This window comes from Mesorhizobium sp. P2_C4 (assembly GCF_056404575.1).
In genome coordinates, this window is the sequence record NZ_JBFUDT010000004.1 from 559141 (window position 1) to 577640 (window position 18500).

Here is an 18500-nt window from a genome sequence, read left to right on the forward strand (position 1 = left end):
ATCGTAACGTTACGATTAACAAAAAAGCCGACCTTATCGGCATTTTGATGAATCTGGAGGAGGAGAAACCATGTCCCGGTTACTAAGCATTTCCCTGGCAGCGATCGCAGTCTCTGTTGCCTTGCCCGTCTACGCCCAGACAGTCACCATCACCACCGCGGGCGGCGACTATGGCAACGCCATCAAGGAGGCCATGTGGGCCCCCGCCGCGAAAGAACTCGGCTTTGATGTTCGTGAGGAGACGCAAAGCGACGGCCTGGCCGCGCTGAAGATGCAGGTCACTTCGGGTGCGGTCACCACCGACATCATCCACCTCGGCTCACCGGAAGGCGCGCAAGCGGCCGCACAGTCGCTGCTGGAGCCGCTCGACTACAAGATCATCGATCCCAACTCGGTGCCGGCCGGCGCAAAGTCCGACTACTGCTATCCGTTCGACTCCTATGGCACCGTCATGTCGTGGAGCACCAAGACGTATGGCGAGGCTCCGCCGAAGACCTGGGCGGAGTTTTGGGACGTTGCAAAATTCCCGGGCCGTCGCGCGCTGCGCGCCAATGCGCAGGACTTGATCGAGATCGCGCTGCTCTCTGATGGCGTGGCGCCGGCCGACGTTTATCCCGTGCTCAGCACGCCGGAAGGTCTGGAGCGAGCCATCAAGCGGCTTGAAGCGATCAAGCCGAATGTCTCGGTCTGGTGGACTTCGGGCGCGCAGTCCGCGCAGTTGCTGAAAGACGGCGAGGCGGATCTGGTCGTTACCTGGAACGGCCGGGCGCAGACCGTCAAAGCCGACGGCGGCACGGTTGACTACACGTTCAAGGGTTCCGTCATCGGCACAGACTGCCTTGCTGTGCCGAAGGGGGCGCCGAACAAGGAAGCAGCTATGAAGCTCATCGCGGCGATGACGCAGCCCGCGCGCGTGGCGAAGCTGACCGACTTCATAGCCTATGGCCCGGTCAATCCTGCCGGCTATGCGGGTGGCCTTATTCCCGCGGATCGTCTGAAGACCCTGGCGACCGCGCCTGAAAATGCCGGCACTTCGGTGTTCTCGAATGCGGACTGGTGGGTCAAGAACGGCGAGGCCGCCCAAAAGGCCTTCGATGAAATGATGAACCGCTGAGTCTCGAATTCATCAGCTCCAAGGCTGAAGCACATGATGAAGTCGCTCCCGATCACCATCGACAGCGTGCGCAAGACCTATGGGTCCTACGTCGCGTTGGACGATGTCTCGCTTGACATTCAGGCTGGCGAATTCCTCACGCTGCTGGGGCCGTCCGGGTCGGGCAAGACCACGCTGCTCATGGCCCTGGCCGGTTTTGTCCGGCCCGATTCCGGCAAACTCCTGTTGGGCGATCGCGACATTACCCGCCTGGCGCCCAACAAGCGCGACATCGGCATAGTGTTCCAGAACTACGCCCTGTTTCCCCACATGAACGTTCTGGCAAATGTCGAGTATCCGTTGGCGCTGCGCAAGACGCCGAAAGCGGAGGCCCGTCAGCGGGCGCTTGACACCTTGGCCCGCGTGAAGTTGGACGGTCTGGCGGAACGCAACATTGCAGCATTGTCCGGCGGCCAGCGCCAGCGGGTGGCGCTGGCGCGGGCGATCGTCTTCGAGCCACGCGTGATGCTGATGGACGAGCCGTTGTCGGCGCTCGACAAGAATCTGCGCGAGACCATGCAGTACGAGATCCGGCGTCTGCACGATGATCTGGGGATCACCACGATCTATGTGACGCATGACCAGCGCGAAGCACTGATTATGTCAGACCGGGTTGCGGTGATGAATTCCGGCCGCATTCAGCAGATCGACACGCCACAGCGGATTTATGATCGTCCATCAACCCGCTTCGTCGCGGAGTTCATGGGTGAGGCCAACATCGTGGCCCCGGGCGCGGTGCGCAGGGTAGACGGCGCCGACGCGTCCAGCGAAGCGCTGATGATCCGCGCGGAAAGCTTTTATCTCGATGCCAAGCTCGGCGGGCGAGACGGGGTGGTGCTCGAGGGAACGCTGCGCGCCAAGGCGTTTCGCGGCGAGAACTGGCTTTTGACGCTGGCGCTTGACGGCGGGCAAGAGATACTTGTCTGCATTCCGGCGGCGCTGGCCACTGGCTGCGCCGAGCTTGCCACCGGTCAGCGACTGACCGCCTATGCGCCGGCGGCGAAAGTTCATGCGATACCGGGAGCGGTGCCGTGACCGTCATCGCCGATCCCGCGCTCACCGCAGATGCACGACGCGAGCGGCGGTTCTTCCTCTCGCTTTCACTGCCTGCGCTTTTCATCGTAGGGCTGGCGGCGATCCTGCCCATCCTCTGGATCATCCGGCAATCCTTCCTGACCACAGGGAGCGAATACACCGTCGGCAACTACGAGAAGGTGCTTTCGAGCGGACTGACATGGTCGGCGCTCGTCACGACCCTTGAGCTGTCCCTTGGCACGCTGGCGATCTGCATTCTTCTCGGTACCCCCCTGGCGCTCGCCCTGGCCAGCGCCAGACCGAGGGTCGCCAATCTGCTGATGGCCTTCGTCATGCTGCCGTTGTGGACTTCCATTCTGGTGCGTACCTATGGCTGGCTCGTGCTCTTGCGGCGCGATGGGCTGATCAACGCGGCTTTGACAGGCTCAGGCCTGACAGCGGAGCCATTGCCGCTGGTCTATAACTTCACCGGAACGCTCATCGGCATGGTTCACTACATGCTGCCGCTCTTTCTGCTGCCCGTTTATGCCGCGATGCGCGATATCGACGCCAACCTCGTTCGCGCTTCGGCCAGCATGGGAGCCACGCTCGGGCAAGCGATCCGCACGGTTATTCTGCCGCTTTCGGCCGGCGGCATCTTCTCGGGTTCGATCATCGTCTTCATCTACACAATAGGTTTCTTCATCACGCCGGCGGTGCTTGGCGGCGGCAAGGTAAATCCGCTCTCCATCCGGATCGAGCGCACGCTATCGACCTTTCAGGATTGGGGGTCGGCGAGCGTCCTGGGTATTCTGCTCCTCGTCCTTATGGCGCTGATCGGTGTGATGTTCCTGGCGGCGCGGCGGCTGATTGCAGGGCACAAAATCGGTGCAGCCCATGCTTGAAGCCTATCCGGACAACAGGCTGGCCCGCATCCTTCTGTGGAGCTTCTGCGCGCTCGTAATGGCGTTTCTGATGCTGCCGACGCTCGTCGTCGTCCCGCTCTCCTTTTCGGCGTCCAATCTTCTCGAGTTCCCGCCGCGCGCATACTCGTTGCGCTGGTACGAGACTTTCTTCGGTTCGGCGACATGGATGGCCGCACTCAGGACGAGCCTGATCCTTGGGACGTTGACGGCGGTGGTCGCAGTGCCGCTGGGGCTGCTGGCCTGCATCTCGATGAACAGGCTCGGCGGAAAGGCCGCCGCGACCATTCAGGGCGTTCTGCTTACCCCGTCCATTGTGCCGGGCATACTGCTTGCGATCGGTCTCTTCTTTGTTCTGGCAGCGCAACATCTGGTCGGAACGCTGTTCGGTGTACTGGTGGGACATGTGGTGCTGGCCATTCCGGTCGCGTGCATTGTGTTGTTGCCCGCACTGGCCCGCTTTGACTGGAACCAGGTTCAGGCGGCGCGCAGCCTCGGCGCAAACTGGGCGAGAGCCATTGGCGGAATAATTGTCCCGCAGCTTCAGATCAGTCTGTTGTCGGCCACGCTGATGGCCTTCCTAACCTCGCTCGACGAGTCTGTGATTTCGATCTTCGTCGCCAGCGGTCAAAACAGCACGCTGCCGAAGCTTATGTTCCTGTCGCTGCGAGACCAGATCGATCCGACCATTGCGGCGATCTCGACATTGTGGACCGCCATCGTCGTGGTCGCCGTCCTGATCGTGACCCTTCGCCAAAAATCCTGACCGAGACTGGAAACATGCCTGCCAATCATCACGCAGCCGACGATCTGACGGATCATTCAACGGAGATCCCTCGGGTAGGGTTGGCGATCATCACCGGCTCGGCAAACTGGGGGCTTGCCTTCCCGGAGGATGTCGAAGTCGACGGCGTGCGCACCTTGCAGCGGGATATGAGTTTTGAAACGCCCTTCGGTCGCACCGACAACTGGAAGCTGCTCGAATTCGATGCGTCGATTACCGCCGAAGGCAAACCGAAACGTGCCTTGTGCATGTATTCGCACGGCAATCCCCGCGACCATATCGACCATTCCTGCCATCGCCGCGCGTTCTGGGTGTTGATGCGCGCGGGTGTACGGCAAGTCCTGTCCTGCTCGACCATTGGCGCCGTCAACAAGGCGATCAAGCCCGGCGACATGGTGGTGAACGCCGATATCATCGAACTGACGCAGACCCCGTTTTCATTGCTTCCCGGCCGCCAGAGCTTCGACTGCTCGGGCAAGCAGATCGTGTGTCCAAGATGTGCGGCGGTTCTGGTCGAAACCGCCCGCCGTCATTGGCCAGCCGAATTCCGCGTTCATGGCATCGAGCAGCAGTTGGTCGCTGGCCACTGTTACGGGCCGCGGCTGACCACTCCGGCCGAAGCCTTGGCGTTTCGAAACCTGGGAGCGGATGTGCTCAACCATTCGATCGCCCCCGAGGCCACTTTGTCGCGCGAGATCGGCGCGTGTTTCGTCCCTCTTGCGTTCGTAACGGCTGGCTTCAACGACTATATGGACCGCAATCGCCAGGCATTGCTGCAGGAGGATGTGTTGCCGAACCTCTCCATGACAGCCTCGCGGGTCGCGCTGGAGACAGCGGCACGACTTCCGGCCAATCCGGAATGCTCCTGCCATGGCTTGAAGTCGCCTCAACCGGAAGAACGTTCCAGCCGGTTCTGAGTTGTCAGGAGTGTAGTGCGACTTGTGCTGAGGTCTTAACCCACCGGCACGAAAATGCCGTCGATGGCCGGGTCGCCGTCGGTGATGACCAGGCCGCGCGCCACCAGATCCTCCAGATGGGCAAGCACCGACAGGCCGGCGGCGCCATGCAGGCGCGGGTCGGTGTCGCGATAGATCGCCTCGACCATGTCCTTGATCGTCCGATCGCCGCCCCGGATCCGCTCCAGGATGGCTCGCTCGCGCATCTTGCGATGGGTTTTCAGGCCGCGCATGAAGCTGCGAGGCGCGCCGACCGGCCCGCCATGGCCGGGCAAGAGCAGGCGGTCGCCGCGCTCGATCAGCCGGTCCAGAGAAGCCATATAGTCGGCCATGGCGCCGTCCGGCGGCGCGACGATCGAGGTCGCCCACGCCATCACATGATCGGCCGGGAACAGGATACCGGTTCCTTCCAGCGCAAAGGCTGCATGATTGGCGGTATGACCTGGCGTCAGCACCGTTCTCAGCGCCCAGCCGTCGCCGTCAACCACCGTATCGTCGGCGAGTGCGACATCCGGAACAAAAGCGGTGTCGGCGCTGGCGTCGAGCGGATTGAGCTCGCCGATGCGCAACGGTCTTGCCGGGCGATGCGGGCCTTCGGCCAGCACAATGGCGCCGGTGTGCTGCTTCAGCCGCGCTGCCAGCGGAGAATGGTCGCGATGCGTGTGGCTGACGAAAATATGGCTGACCGGCCGGTTTGCGATCACCTCGATCAGGGTCCGAAGATGCGCGTCGTCATCGGGACCCGGATCGATCACGGCCAGCGTTTCGCGTCCGACGACGTAGCTGTTGGTGCCGTGAAAGGTGAAAGGGCTCGGATTTTTGGCGGTGATGCGCTGGACGTCAGGCGCAACGGCGACGCCATGGCCGTAGGAGGGATCGAAGCTCGTATCGAATTTGAGGGCCATGAGGACGTCGTTGAACCCTGTTTTAAGGTGGCGGCAAAACCGATTGCCGCATAGCACGGAAGCCAATATAGGAAAACGCGAGGCCGCAATCAGCGGCAATCCGGAATGAGGAAGACCATGGCAATTGCAACGACGATGCGTCCGCTTGTTTCTCTCGCCCTGCCGCAAGAGGGCGCGGCCCGCCTGGCAACGCTGCTTTTGCTGGCAATCGCCGGCACGCTGGTCCTGACCTTGTCGGCCAAGACGAAAGTTGTGCTCGGACCGGTCGACATCTCGATGCAGACGCTCGCCGTCCTGCTGATCGCTGCGGCGTTCGGCCTGCGCCTTGGCGTCGGCACGCTGCTTCTCTACATGGCCGAAGGCGCCATGGGCTTCCCGGTCTTCCAGAGCACGCCGGAAAAAGGCATCGGCATCGCCTATATGCTCGGCTCGACCGGCGGCTATCTCGCCGGCTTCGTGGTCATGGCGGCGATCGTCGGCTGGGCCGCCGATCGCGGTTGGGATCGCCATCCGGTCAAGCTCTTCAATGCGATGCTGGTGGCCGAAATCGTCATGATGGCGATGGGCTTCGCCTGGCTAGCGTTTTTGATCGGCCCGGAAAAGTCGTGGCAGTTCGGCGTCCTGCCCTTCATCGTTGGCGACCTGATCAAAGTTGCACTCGCCGCGAGCCTCGTGCCGGCCGCCTGGTCGCTGCTGCCGAAGCGTTCCTGAAGTCCGATCCAAGAAAAAAGCCGGCGGGCGCCAAGCCTGCCGGCTTTTTCATGCCGCCGCCTTGCTGAGCCCGTCGATCAAACGGGAGATGGTTCGGCTCGCGCGTGCGAGCTCCGGTCCAGGATGGCCGCCGACGCCCGTCTCGCAATCGCCATCATCTGGCGGATGATGGCCGGTCGAGATTGACAAGCCATGGCGCGAAACCTTAAGCACGAGCAACTTGATTTCCTGGCGGGGGCCTCGGCAATTCAAGGAGAGCTTTTTGAAAGGAATAATCCTTGCTGGAGGCAGTGGAACGCGTCTTTATCCGCTAACATTAGCGATCTCTAAGCAAATTCTTCCAATATATGACAAGCCGATGATCTATTACCCGCTGAGCGTATTGATGCTCGCGGGAATCCGCGAGATTCTGATTATCTCGACACCGCGAGACTTGCCGATTTTCCGGGAGTTGCTCGGCGACGGTTCGGAATTCGGGCTCGACCTGTCCTATGCCGCGCAGCCTCATCCCAACGGACTCGCAGAAGCCTTCATCATCGGCCGCGACTTCATCGGCAAGGACAGCGTGTCGATGATCCTTGGCGACAATATCTATTTCGGCGAGGGCCTGTCGCAGCTCTGCCGCGACGCGGCGGCGCGCGAAGGCGGTGCATCGGTATTCGCCTATCATGTCGACGACCCGCAGCGCTACGGCGTGGTCTCGTTCGACAAGGCCAGCGGCACGGCTTTGACGATCGAGGAAAAGCCACAGAAACCGAAGTCCAATTGGGCCGTCACCGGTCTCTATTTCTACGACAACCAGGTCGTCGACATCGCTTCGTCGATCCGCCCCTCGGAGCGCGGCGAACTCGAGATCACGGCGGTCAACAACGTCTACCTTGAACGCGGGCAGCTGCATGTTCATCAGCTCGGCCGTGGTTATGCCTGGCTCGACACTGGCACGCATGACAGCCTGCATGAAGCCTCTTCCTTCGTGCGCACGATCGAGCACCGCCAGGGCATCAAGGTCGCCTGTCCGGAAGAAATCGCTTTCGAGCAAGGCTGGCTGACGGCGGACAAGGTCCTGCAGCGCGCTGAGCGGCTAGGGAAGAACGAGTATGCCGCCTATCTGCGCAGGCGTGTCACCGAGTTGACGGAGAACTAGGGTGCTGGAGATCAGGCCACTCGGCCTCGACGGTGTGCTGGAGATCATCCCCAAGCGACACGGCGACGCGCGCGGCTTCTTCATCGAAACCTGGAATGCCGAGCGCTTTGCGGAGGCCGGCATCGACTTGCGTTTCGTGCAGGACAATCATTCCTATTCCGCCGCCGCGGGTGTTTTGCGCGGACTGCACTACCAGCTTTCCCCTCGTGCCCAGGACAAGCTGCTGCGTGTTGTCAGAGGCAGCATCCTCGACGTTGCGGTCGACATCCGCCGCAGCTCGAAGAGCTTTGGAAAATGGGTCGCCCTCGAAATATCGGCCGAGAAGGGCAACCAGATTCTGGTGCCTAAGGGCTTCGCGCACGGCTTTGTCACGCTCGTGCCGGACACCGAGGTTCTGTATAAGGTGACCGATACCTATTCACCGGCGCATGACCGATCGATCCGTTTCGACGACCCTGCCATCGGCATCGAATGGCCTTCGATCCCTGGAGGGTTTCAGCTTTCGGACAAGGACCTCAAGGCGCCGGCGCTTGGCATGGCGGAGGTGTTTGTGTGAGACATGCTCGCATGAGGAGAGCAGCATGAATTTTCTGGTGACTGGCGGTGCCGGCTTCATCGGTTCGGCCGTGTGCCGGCATTTGTGCGCCAATCCGGCCTACCGGGTGACCAACCTCGACAAGCTTACCTATGCGGGAAACCTTGCCTCGCTGCGGCCGATCGAGAATGCGCACAACTACAAATTCGAGCAGGCCGACATTTGCGACGAGCGCACGGTGCTGGAGATCTTGCGCCGCGACGACATCGATATCGTCATGAATCTGGCCGCCGAAAGCCATGTCGACCGCTCGATCGACGGACCGGGCACCTTCATCGAGACCAACATCGTCGGAACCTATAGAATTCTGAATTCCGCCCTGGAATATTGGCGCAGCCTTCCGGAGGAAAGGAAGGATCGCTTTCGCTTCCATCATGTTTCGACGGACGAGGTGTTTGGCGATCTTCCTTTCGACAGCGGCATGTTTGTCGAGGAAACGCCCTACGCGCCGTCCTCGCCATACTCCGCCTCGAAGGCGGCCTCGGACCATCTGGTAAGGGCCTGGCACGAGACCTATGGCCTGCCGGTCGTGCTCTCCAATTGCTCGAACAATTACGGGCCCTATCATTTTCCCGAAAAGCTCATCCCGCTGGTGATCCTGAACGCGCTCGACGAGAAGCCGTTGCCGGTCTATGGCGCCGGCGCCAATGTGCGCGACTGGCTTTTCGTCGAGGACCATGCGCGCGCGCTGGAGCTTGTCGCGACAAAGGGAAGGCCGGGCGAAAGCTACAATGTCGGCGGCAATTCGGAACGGACGAATTTGAGCGTCGTCGAGACCATCTGCGACCTGCTTGACATCAGGCGGCCTCGAAAAGGCGGCAAAAGCCATCGCGATCTGATCAATTTCGTCACCGACCGCCCCGGCCACGACCGCCGCTACGCGATAGACGCATCCAAGATCAGCCGTGACCTCGGCTGGGCGCCGGCTGAGAGTTTCGACAGCGGCCTGGCAAGAACGGTCGACTGGTTCCTCGACAACAAATGGTGGTGGGGGCCGATCCGCGAACAGCGCTATGCCGGCGAGCGCCTGGGCCACGGCCAGGCTGAAGGCAGGAAGGGCGTGGCGTGAGGCTGGTTGTCACCGGACGCGACGGCCAGGTCGCCGCCAGCCTGCTGGAGGCCGGGCAGCGGCGCGATGGCGTCGAGGTCGTCGCCATCGGCCGACCGGCGCTCGACCTGGCGCGGCCAGACACGGTTTTCGACGCACTCGCAGCAGTGCGGCCGGATATCGTGGTGTCGGCTGCCGCCTACACCGCCGTCGACCAGGCGGAGGACGAGCCTGATCTCGCCTTTGCGGTGAACGCTGTCGGCGCCGGCAAGGTCGCCGAGGCTGCGGCCCGGCTCGGCGTGCCCGTCATCCATCTGTCGACCGACTATGTCTTCGACGGATCGAAGGACGACGCCTATGGCGAGACCGACGCGACGGCTCCGCGTAATGTTTACGGCGCCTCCAAGCTTGCCGGAGAACAAGCCGTGGCCAAAGCCAATCCGCTCCATCTGATCCTGCGCACGGCCTGGGCCTACAGCCCGTTCGGCAGGAATTTCGTCAAGACCATGCTGTGGCTCGCCGCCGATCGCGACGAGATAGCCGTGGTGGCCGACCAGTGGGGGAATCCGACTTCGGCGCTTGATCTCGCCGACGCAATCCTGCTGTCGGCGGCGATGCTGCATGGCGCCAGGGGCTTTGAGGGCTACGGCATCTACCACCTTGCCGGGACCGGAGATATCAACTGGAGCGGTTTTGCGCGTCATATCCTAGGCACAAGCAAGGCGCATGGTGGTCCTTACGCGCGAGTGCGGGATATCACTACGGCGGACTACCCGACGAAAGCAATGCGTCCCGCCAATTCGCGCCTCTCGACGACAAAATTCGCGGCCACATTCGGGTGGACCGCGCCGGATTGGCACCTTTCCACCGAAGAGGTCGTATCTCGTCTCCTGATCGGAGACCCGAGACATACGCGGACCTTCTAAACAGCAGGCATCACGGAGAAATTTATGGCTGTTCAGTTATTTGTACCAAATTTCCGCATTGAGGAATGTCTGTCGGAAATCCGTGAGTGTCTTGAAAAAGGATGGACAGGACTTGGCTTCAAGACTGCCGAGTTTGAAACGGCTTGGAAGAACTACACCGGACTTCCGCACGCCCACTTCCTGAATTCCAACACGGTCGGACTTCACTTGGCTTTTGAGCTTTTCAAATCCAAGCACGGATGGAGCAGCGATGATGAAGTCATCACGACGCCGTTGACTTTCGTTTCGACCAATCACGCCATTCTCTATGCAGGCCTCAAGCCGGTCTTCGCAGACGTCGATGAATACCTCTGCCTCGACCCTGAAAGCGTGCTCAAGCGAATTACGGACAAAACAAAAGCGCTGATATTCGTTGGCATGGGAGGCAATACGGGCCGGTATCAGAAGATACTGGAGATTTGTCGCGCGCATGACATCAAGCTGGTGCTCGATGCTGCCCATATGTCAGGCACGCGGGTCAACGGAACGCACATTGGCAGTGATGCAGATGCGACGATATTCAGTTTTCAGGCCGTCAAGAACCTTCCTACCGCCGATTCAGGAATGATCTGCTTCAAGGAAGCGGAGGACGATGAGCGCGTTCGCAAGCTGACCTGGCTGGGTATCAACAAGGATACATATGCCCGCACGGCTGCCCAGGGCGCCTATAAATGGATGTATGATGTCGAGGAGGTTGGCTACAAATATCACGGCAACTCGATCATGGCTGCGATCGCTATCGTTCAACTGAAATATCTTGATGTCGATAACGCTTTCCGGCGTCAGCTGGCAGTTTGGTATCGTCAGCATCTTGAGGGCCACAACCATGTCAATGTGGTCCAGACCGTGGAGGGTTGTGAGTCCGCCCAGCATCTTCTCCAGATACGGGTTCAGAACCGCGACAATCTGATGCTTGCCCTCAACGAGCACGGTGTCTATCCCGGCGTTCATTATCGCGACAACACTGACTACCGGATGTACGCCTTCGCGGCGGGCACTTGCCCGAACGCGGCAGCGGCAAGCAAGGAAATTATATCGTTGCCGCTGCACCTTCGCATGAGCAAGGCGGATGTGGATTTGGTTTCTGAACTGGTTCTCAAATACGCTCAATGAAACAGAAAATTGCTCCCTTCGGAGACGGCACGATTGTTTTGAGGCTCATGGAAGAGCGGGATCTCAAGACGATCCTCGATTGGCGCAATCGGGACGACGCACGTGTCTGGTTCAAGACATCCGACAAACTCGCCTTTGACAGGCATCTTGCCTGGTACAAGAGCTACCTGCGAAAGCAGGATGATTTCTTCTTTCTGGTTGAAGTGGGAGGACGACCGGTCGGTCAGTGCGGCATCTACGACATCGATCAGGATGCCGGAAGCGCCGAAATCGGGCGATTTTTGATTGCTCCGGACATGGCCGGGAGGGGCTATATCACGCGCTCATGTGCCGAGCTCGTGCGTTTCGGAACTCATGTCCTCAAATTACCCTATGTGTTTCTTGAAGTGATGGAGCAAAATACAAGGGCCATCGGGCTCTACGCTCGATGCGGCTTCGTCGAGGAAAGCCGCTCCGACGGCCTGGTCCGCATGGGCCTCACTAGAGGCGACATCGAATGATACCAAGCGAGCAACTCTACAATGACGCGCTGGCGTCGCTGAAACTTTGGCGAGTCTGGACCTTCTTGGGCGTTCAAGACATCAAGGCGCGCTTCCGACGTTCATTTATTGGCCCGTTGTGGATTCTGTTGAACCTGGCGTTCTTCGTTGGCGGCGCCGGCCTCGTCTATGGCGTCATGCTCGGCCAGCCTATGGCTGATTTCTTGCCTTTCCTAAACACCGGCTTCGTCATTTGGGGACTGCTGCTCTCCTCATTCACCGAAGCGGGCACGGCGTTTGTCAATTCCGAGGGTTATATCAAGCAATTCTCCTATCCCAAGCAGATCTATCTTTTGCGTGCTCTTGTCTCGTATAGCATTATCTTAGTGATTGGGTTTTCAGCAATCATAATGATGCAATTGTTCTTTGGGCGTCTTCATCTTTTAGGTTGGCTAATCGCTATTCCGGGACTTGGGCTTTTGTTGATTGCTGCTCTGGGCCACATCGTGATCTCGGCATATCTTGGAACGCGTTTCAGGGATCTTCCATTTGCGCTCGCAGGTATCCTCCAAGTCCTATTTTTTGTAACTCCGATAATGTTTCCTATTCAAGTGTTGCAGGCGAAGCATCTCGATTTTGTATACAAATACAATCCACTATACTACCTGATAGATATTGTAAGGCATCCCATTCTTGAAGGTGGATTTCCTCCGTTAGAAAACTATCTGTTCGCGGTATTCTATATTTCTATGATGTGGGTGGTCGCTGCCGTAATCGCCCGCCGGCTCGACAATCGGCTGGTTTTTCTCCTATGACCAAACTTGCAATCAGTCTCGATGAAGTAGGGATACGTTTTCAAGGCGAGCGTAACGGAGGCGGTTTGAAAGACTGGTTGGCTGGCCGGCTGACAGGTCGAAAGTCGCAACCATCCACCTACAGCGTTGACGCGCTTCGTCAGGTGAACCTCAGGATCGGAAGCGGCGAACGGGTCGGCCTGATAGGCCTCAATGGCGCTGGCAAAAGCACTCTGCTGAAAGTCATGGCGAAGATCTACCCTCCAACGTCCGGAAAAGTCACGGTGCGGGGCCATGTCTGCCCGATGTTCGAATTCGCGACCGGTTTCGAGATGAACCAGTCCGGTTGGGACAACATTCGTATCCGCGGCCTGCTGCTTGGCATGTCGCCCGCAGAGATCGAGGAAAAATTGCCTGAGATCGGTGCCTTCACCGAACTCGGAGAATTTCTGGATTATCCCGTTCGGACCTATTCGGCCGGAATGTTTGTCCGTCTCGCCTTCGCCGTGTCGACCAGCATCAACCCCGAGATTTTGTTGATCGACGAGGTGATGGGCGCTGGCGACATCAAGTTCGCGGACAAGGCCAAGCGCCGGATGTACGAATTCATGGAGCAAGGCAAGATACTTGTCTTCGCAAGCCATGCGGCGCCTCTCCTGCAATCTTTTTGCAAGCGGACCATCTGGCTTGAGGCAGGTGGTGTTCGCATGGATGGAGAAACGTCTGAGGTCCTTGATTGCTATTCGCGCGCTAATTTACCAAACACATGATTGGCTGAATTCCGATGAAAGTCAGAGACATTATTAGCGACACCGTCTGGACACCGGGTTCCGGGTATTCGGTCGATCACAAGCCGGCCATTTCCGTCTTGCTGCCAACTTACCGGCGGGGCGCAAGCGGGCTATTCCGCAAGGCGGTTGAATCCGTTCTCGAACAAACGCTGGAAGACATCGAGCTTATCATCATTGACGATGCAAGCACTGACGGCACTGCCGATCAGATCGCCGAGTTCATGCGCAAAGACGGGCGCGTGAGCTGTCTAAGACATCCGTGCAACATTGGACTGCCTGCTATCTCCGAATTCGAGGCTTTCACCAAAGCCCGCGCCGACTTCATCGCATTCGCCTTCGATGACGATTTCTTCTACACCGACGCGCTGGAGAAGCTACTCGAGCATAGCCTAAAGTATCCAAATCGCGTTTGCTATGGTAACGCCATATGGCGGGTCCCTGTGTCTGGAGATTCCAGGGGGATAGTGGCTCGTTTGGGGCAATCACTTTCCTCGTTAAATTTAAGAAGCTCAAATACCATAGCAAATTCTTCGATTCTGTTGCCAAGATATATAATTGACGAGATTGGATTGTATGATCCAAATGTTCTTATGGCGAGATTATGCGACTGGGATCTTTGGCGTAGGATCAGTGAACGCTACCTATTGCAGCATATTGACGTTGATGTTGCCGAAGTGACCGGTCCGGCGCAGGACGATTCTCTTGGCCGAACTTATCCCCTGGTCTCCGGATCCTGCGAGGAGTGGATGCGTGCGGCCACCAGAGACCTCACGCCTAAAAACTATGACAGTATTGAGATATTTGAAATTCCTCCGGGAATGTCGCCTCACACGCAGGCTGCCATTGCTGATTTGACTGAGATTCACTGCGCTCAGCGGGCCTGGTTGTTAGAGGGAAATTCCAATTCTTCATCTCGCGGAAGCAAGACAGTAGTTGTTTTAACCTTAGACTACAATGCATCCGCTACACTGTGCTTTGATTACCTTCCGAAATCAATCAGGGGAAGTGTTAAGGTAATCTCATTGCAAAGCGGCATGAAAATTTCTGAGCTAGCCAGCGCCTCCTGTCTAATTGTAGTTCGGTTGATAGATCGCTATAGAGAGTGGATCGACACCGCGATCGGATGGTCAATTCCAGTATATTATTTTATTGACGACAATTTAACAGAATTGGCGGCAAAAGAAAATATTGAAATGCCAGAGGATTTTTCTATATCCGCCCTGAGGAGCAAACTATCCAAATTCCACGGCGTTATGGTGACTACCCAAGCACTAGAGGAGTACTTTTCGGCGAATCTTATTCACGGTAAGTTATTTCTTTTGCCGGTGAGTTATTCGAAGAAGCCAATTGCTTTCTCAACTAAGGCAGAGGCCGTCGGTATCGGAGAGGTGTGGCGTCCTGACTTAACGATTGCTTCGATCGGCGGAAGTCACCGACAGCTAGGACTGCGAGAGAAGGTAATTCCTGCAATTCAAAGTCTTGTAAATGAAGGTCATCGCATTCACTTCGTGATAAGCGGCTCTGCCAGTGATCATAATCAGCTATCGGAAATTGAGGTTAACGACCGCCTCAAATTGACATTCGAACCTCTTCAACTGGATTGGAATCGCGCGTTGTTGCAGATCGCCGAACACCGTCCTGATGTTCTTATTCATGCGCCCAGCGAGACAATTAACAACAAGTACAAAACCCTTAATGTCGCCCTATGTGCATACCTTCTTGACGCCTTGCTGGCGGTGCCCAATAGCCCGCCTTATGATATTCCAACGTTCGATGGTGCGGCTGTCAGAGTAGATCCACCGCAGGAACCGAGAGCATGGCTTCAGGCTCTAAAAAAGATCACCGCAATTCGCGACGATTGGGACCTTTATAAGCAGATTAACGCGACTTTCTGTCGGACGCACTTTTCTGGCGAGCAGAGCTTGATTGTGCTCAAAGAGATACTTGAAAACGCATCGGCCGTAAGTCCAACACTTCTGGAATCCCGACTCAAAGAAATGTATTTCTCCAAGACGCTGGTCAACACGGGTGGTTCACCGGATAGCGAGCCACTCAGAATGAGCCTGCATGAGCTTTCCGCACTGAGATCAAGAATCCGGCGCTATCGCCGCTTCAAGCCGCGCCTTTCCCACGAAGATCTTTGGCCTCATGTGTCGTCGGCCTTCGATGACATCCGCCAATACATCGAAGAAAGCAACATGCGGACTTCGAACAGCTATCTCGAATTGTCAGATGCGATTCAGGATAGAGCGTTCGTTGAATATTCCATTTTTCTTAAGTGTGGGACGATCAGGAGCATTTCCTGTGCGTTTTCGTCGGAAGGCATTCAAGATGGGTCTGTCGGGATAGAGCTAGTCAATCCTGCAGGCGGAATTGAAGTCCAGACAGCGCTTGCTCTTGACTCAACGACAAACCTCCAGTTTCCGGTTACTTTTGATCTGAAGGAGATCGTAATTCCACAAGATGGTACATGGCACCTTCGCCTATTTGCGCGTTCCAAGTGGCCAATCTACGCTCTTGAATTCGCGACCTATTCCCGGCTTGGCTGGACCCGCCAGGTCATCGCTCCGTTTGCAAGGGTCGAATACGCAGAGCGGGTACAGGTGGCAAAGAAGATCATCAGAAACCAGACAACCGGAAATGCACAGGCCTCCACCACGCCCTCTGCCATAGACCGTGGGTCCGCGTAAAACCATGCCCAGCGTCGCCCACATATTGATCATAATCGAGGCAGAGATCGCCACTACACATTTGATCGAGCAGATTATGAAGGCGTGCGCCTCGCACGGTGTTTACCATCGAACACAGTTTCTCGACCGGCTGCGAGCCTCTGATATTACGCCTGATACCATCCCGATGTTCGTCAGATGCGCTGACCCCCTGGTCCTGTCGTGGACGCAAGCCTTGTCCGATGCAAATCGACCCTATGCGTATTATATTGATGATAATTTTTGGCGTATCGTTGGTCATACTCCACTAGCCGCGTATTACCGGCATCCGCTGGTGAGAGCTTCCCTAAAGTTTGCGGTCTCTCACGCGCAAGCGGTGGTTACCAATTCTGTCGAGTTGAGCCGGTTTCTTTCCAGTTTCAGCAACCATGTGACAGTTCTGCCGACGTTTTTCGATTTCTCTCTCATTGAGGGAGTGAAGCCATCTCCCACAGACGAAATCCGGATCGGCTTTGCGGGAAGTCCCTCACGCATTGACGATCTGGATTTGATATCGCCGCTTATCGAACCGACTCTGGTCAGATTCCCAAAGGCGATATTTGAGTTCGCTGGCGTTCTTCCAAAGGGCGTTGCGGCTGGAGCGCGCGTCCGCTTTTTTCCGCACACTGGCGACTACAATGCGTACATCAAGTTTCAGGCTGAGAGAAATTGGGCGATCGGACTGGCGCCGCTACTGGATCACGAGGCCAATCGTGGCAAAACCGATAACAAATACCGCGAATATGCCGCGTGCCGTATCGCAGGCATTTACTCCGACATTCCACCCTATAGCGATGTGGTGAAGCACTCAGTCACTGGGTTGCTGGTCAAGGGGATCCAATCATCCTGGTTCGAAGCACTTGCAACCCTTCTTGAGCAACCCGACAAGCGAGCGGCTTTGGCAAACGCCGCCTTTGAGGACGTCAAGTCGCGTTATGACGTGTCACATGTTTCCCACCAGTGGGCGCGCTTTTTCAAGCAGCTTGCCGAGCACCTTTCAGCAGATGCCAAACCTCTCTACCAAAGCAGGTTGAATGCCAAGAGATTCTGGAGGCGACTGGAGCGAATAAAGCTTCATCTTGGCATAATCTTTGAAGAGGGCGGAGTTCCTTTGGTAATTGTACGCATTCTAAGAAAGCTGCGGACATACGGGAGGGCTTAAGTTGGCGCAATCCTCGCGGACAAGCTTGGCGGCGGACTGGTGGAGCCCCGCTGTCAAGGGTAACTCAAAATTCTCGGTGAGGCGCTTGTCGATCTGTCAGTTTACGATCACGTTGGCGATCGGAGTTGACCGTTCGTTCGCATTGTTAATGGCACTGGTTGGGCTGCCCATGCTGGCGGCGGCCTTCAATTTAGCAACCAAGATGGCGCCGGCGTGCATGCCAGGCTTCTCCACAAGGATGTGTGCCAGATAGGCAACGGGCAACGCGAAGGCGATCGAAAGGACTGCGTAGGACAGGAAGGCGGCAAACTGGTTTTCGGGCATGCCCCCGGCAGTATCGATGACATGATGTGCCAATGTCGCGCCAGTGAGATGGAACAGATAGAACGGGTAACTGATCTCGCCAAGAAAATGCACTGGTCGCGAAGAGAGAAACTTCGGTCGGCTGACTGCGACGGATCCGACAAATAGGAAGGCGGCGGCAACGCTACAAACCGGGCGATCAAGCCATGCCCTATGAGAAGGTCAGCAAAGATCAGAGGGAGATAGGCGGCCATCAACCATCTCGACTCGAACCAGCGCACCGGCAGGTAGTGCAGAGAGGCACCCATCGCGAAGGTGGATAGGAACAGGATGAGAGAGTGCTGGTTATAGATGGCAGCGATAGCCAGGCCGGCCGTGAAAATGGTCAGTAAAAAAGGTGTTGTTCTGACGACGGTCGCGAACATGGCAAAGATCAAGAGGCTGCCAATCACCTCGACTTGCAGCGTCCAGATCGGGCCATTGATATTGTAGCTGAGCAGGAGAGCGTTCTTCACCAAGTCGATGCTGGCGGTCGGGATCAGAAAGCCGAGTGCCATCGCGCTTGCAATAGCTACTGGCAACAGCCGATATGCCCGGCTGACGGCATAGGGCAGGAACTCGGTCAGATCCCCAGAGCCGCGTCGCACCAGCGAGCCCCACAGCACATAACCGCTCAAAACGAAGAATACGACTACCGCAGCATCTGCTGGGAAAAGGACGTGCCCGAGACGGCCGGCGATTTGCTGCCAGGACATCGAAGCAAAATCGGCAACGCTCTTCTGCCAAACCTCGATACCAAAAGTGGCGGTGATGCAGTGACCAATTGCCACCGCCATAGCTGCCAGACCGCGCAGACCATCAAGCTCACGATTTCTCATCACTGCCCCCGAAACCTCTTACCCCAACGAGATCGGAAATCCTACCCAAGGTTGGGTTGGCAGCAGCTCTTCTC

Annotated in this window: 18 protein-coding genes; 16 read left to right on the plus strand and 2 right to left on the minus strand. The window is 57.5% G+C overall.

The features are described from left to right. The first annotated feature begins 70 nt into the window (after positions 1–70). Genes AC1DX6_RS19070 through AC1DX6_RS19090 form a run of 5 tightly spaced genes read left to right on the plus strand, consistent with a single transcriptional unit; the run spans position 71 to position 4791 of the window. Positions 71–1114 carry an ABC transporter substrate-binding protein gene (locus AC1DX6_RS19070; RefSeq protein WP_477316066.1) on the plus strand — a complete coding sequence of 348 codons (1044 nt, stop codon included), beginning with the start codon at positions 71–73 and terminating at the stop codon, positions 1112–1114. 36 nt (positions 1115–1150) lie between these two features. Next, positions 1151–2188 (plus strand): ABC transporter ATP-binding protein, encoded by a 1038-nt coding sequence (locus AC1DX6_RS19075; protein WP_477316472.1) that lies wholly within the window; start codon positions 1151–1153, stop codon positions 2186–2188. Next, complete coding sequence (locus AC1DX6_RS19080; protein WP_477316068.1) at positions 2185–3072, plus strand: ABC transporter permease; 888 nt, start codon at positions 2185–2187, stop codon at positions 3070–3072. Before AC1DX6_RS19075 ends, AC1DX6_RS19080 begins: the two co-directional genes overlap by 4 nt. After that, the gene (locus AC1DX6_RS19085) at positions 3065–3856 is read left to right on the plus strand and encodes an ABC transporter permease (RefSeq protein ID WP_477316070.1); all 792 of its coding nucleotides are present in this window, start codon (positions 3065–3067) and stop codon (positions 3854–3856) included. The genes AC1DX6_RS19080 and AC1DX6_RS19085 overlap by 8 nt, the downstream gene beginning before the upstream one ends. A gap of 14 nt (positions 3857–3870) precedes the next feature. Then, entirely contained in the window at positions 3871–4791 is a 921-nt protein-coding gene (locus AC1DX6_RS19090; protein ID WP_477316072.1) for a phosphorylase family protein, read from the plus strand. A 35-nt stretch (positions 4792–4826) separates the two neighbouring features. Here AC1DX6_RS19090 and AC1DX6_RS19095 read toward each other — a convergent pair whose 3' ends face one another. Further along, positions 4827–5735 carry an MBL fold metallo-hydrolase gene (locus AC1DX6_RS19095; protein WP_477316074.1) on the minus strand — a complete coding sequence of 303 codons (909 nt, stop codon included), beginning with the start codon at positions 5733–5735 and terminating at the stop codon, positions 4827–4829. Between the two features lie 117 nt (positions 5736–5852). Between AC1DX6_RS19095 and AC1DX6_RS19100 the strand changes: the two genes are divergently transcribed. The 11 genes from AC1DX6_RS19100 (at position 5853) to AC1DX6_RS19150 (ending at position 17245) form a co-directional block, all read left to right on the plus strand. Further along, positions 5853–6446, plus strand: coding sequence for a biotin transporter BioY (locus AC1DX6_RS19100; RefSeq protein ID WP_477316076.1), 594 nt, complete (start codon positions 5853–5855; stop codon positions 6444–6446). Between the two features lie 262 nt (positions 6447–6708). Beyond that, positions 6709–7590: a glucose-1-phosphate thymidylyltransferase RfbA gene (rfbA, locus tag AC1DX6_RS19105; RefSeq protein ID WP_477316078.1), complete on the plus strand. Its 882-nt coding sequence runs from the start codon at positions 6709–6711 to the stop codon at positions 7588–7590. 1 nt (position 7591) lies between these two features. After that, positions 7592–8146 carry a dTDP-4-dehydrorhamnose 3,5-epimerase gene (gene rfbC / locus AC1DX6_RS19110; RefSeq protein WP_477316080.1) on the plus strand — a complete coding sequence of 185 codons (555 nt, stop codon included), beginning with the start codon at positions 7592–7594 and terminating at the stop codon, positions 8144–8146. Positions 8147–8171: 25 nt separating this feature from the next. Further along, positions 8172–9254 carry a dTDP-glucose 4,6-dehydratase gene (gene rfbB, locus AC1DX6_RS19115; RefSeq protein WP_477316082.1) on the plus strand — a complete coding sequence of 361 codons (1083 nt, stop codon included), beginning with the start codon at positions 8172–8174 and terminating at the stop codon, positions 9252–9254. Beyond that, on the plus strand, positions 9251–10159 hold the full coding sequence (gene rfbD / locus AC1DX6_RS19120) for a dTDP-4-dehydrorhamnose reductase (protein ID WP_477316084.1): 909 nt from the start codon (positions 9251–9253) through the stop codon (positions 10157–10159). The genes rfbB and rfbD overlap by 4 nt, the downstream gene beginning before the upstream one ends. 24 nt (positions 10160–10183) lie before the next feature. Further along, positions 10184–11311, plus strand: coding sequence for a DegT/DnrJ/EryC1/StrS family aminotransferase (locus tag AC1DX6_RS19125; RefSeq protein WP_477316086.1), 1128 nt, complete (start codon positions 10184–10186; stop codon positions 11309–11311). Then, complete coding sequence (locus AC1DX6_RS19130; protein ID WP_477316088.1) at positions 11308–11811, plus strand: GNAT family N-acetyltransferase; 504 nt, start codon at positions 11308–11310, stop codon at positions 11809–11811. Before AC1DX6_RS19125 ends, AC1DX6_RS19130 begins: the two co-directional genes overlap by 4 nt. Continuing rightward, positions 11808–12605 (plus strand): ABC transporter permease, encoded by a 798-nt coding sequence (locus tag AC1DX6_RS19135; protein ID WP_477316090.1) that lies wholly within the window; start codon positions 11808–11810, stop codon positions 12603–12605. Before AC1DX6_RS19130 ends, AC1DX6_RS19135 begins: the two co-directional genes overlap by 4 nt. Next, the gene (locus AC1DX6_RS19140; protein WP_477316092.1) at positions 12602–13354 is read left to right on the plus strand and encodes an ABC transporter ATP-binding protein; all 753 of its coding nucleotides are present in this window, start codon (positions 12602–12604) and stop codon (positions 13352–13354) included. Before AC1DX6_RS19135 ends, AC1DX6_RS19140 begins: the two co-directional genes overlap by 4 nt. 14 nt (positions 13355–13368) lie before the next feature. Further along, on the plus strand, positions 13369–16065 hold the full coding sequence (locus AC1DX6_RS19145; RefSeq protein WP_477316094.1) for a glycosyltransferase family 2 protein: 2697 nt from the start codon (positions 13369–13371) through the stop codon (positions 16063–16065). Positions 16066–16069: 4 nt separating this feature from the next. Then, complete coding sequence (locus tag AC1DX6_RS19150; RefSeq protein WP_477316096.1) at positions 16070–17245, plus strand: glycosyltransferase; 1176 nt, start codon at positions 16070–16072, stop codon at positions 17243–17245. A gap of 185 nt (positions 17246–17430) precedes the next feature. Here the strand turns inward: AC1DX6_RS19150 and AC1DX6_RS19155 are convergent, their stop codons facing one another. Further along, positions 17431–18426 carry an acyltransferase family protein gene (locus tag AC1DX6_RS19155; protein WP_477316098.1) on the minus strand — a complete coding sequence of 332 codons (996 nt, stop codon included), beginning with the start codon at positions 18424–18426 and terminating at the stop codon, positions 17431–17433. Positions 18427–18500 lie beyond the last annotated feature (74 nt).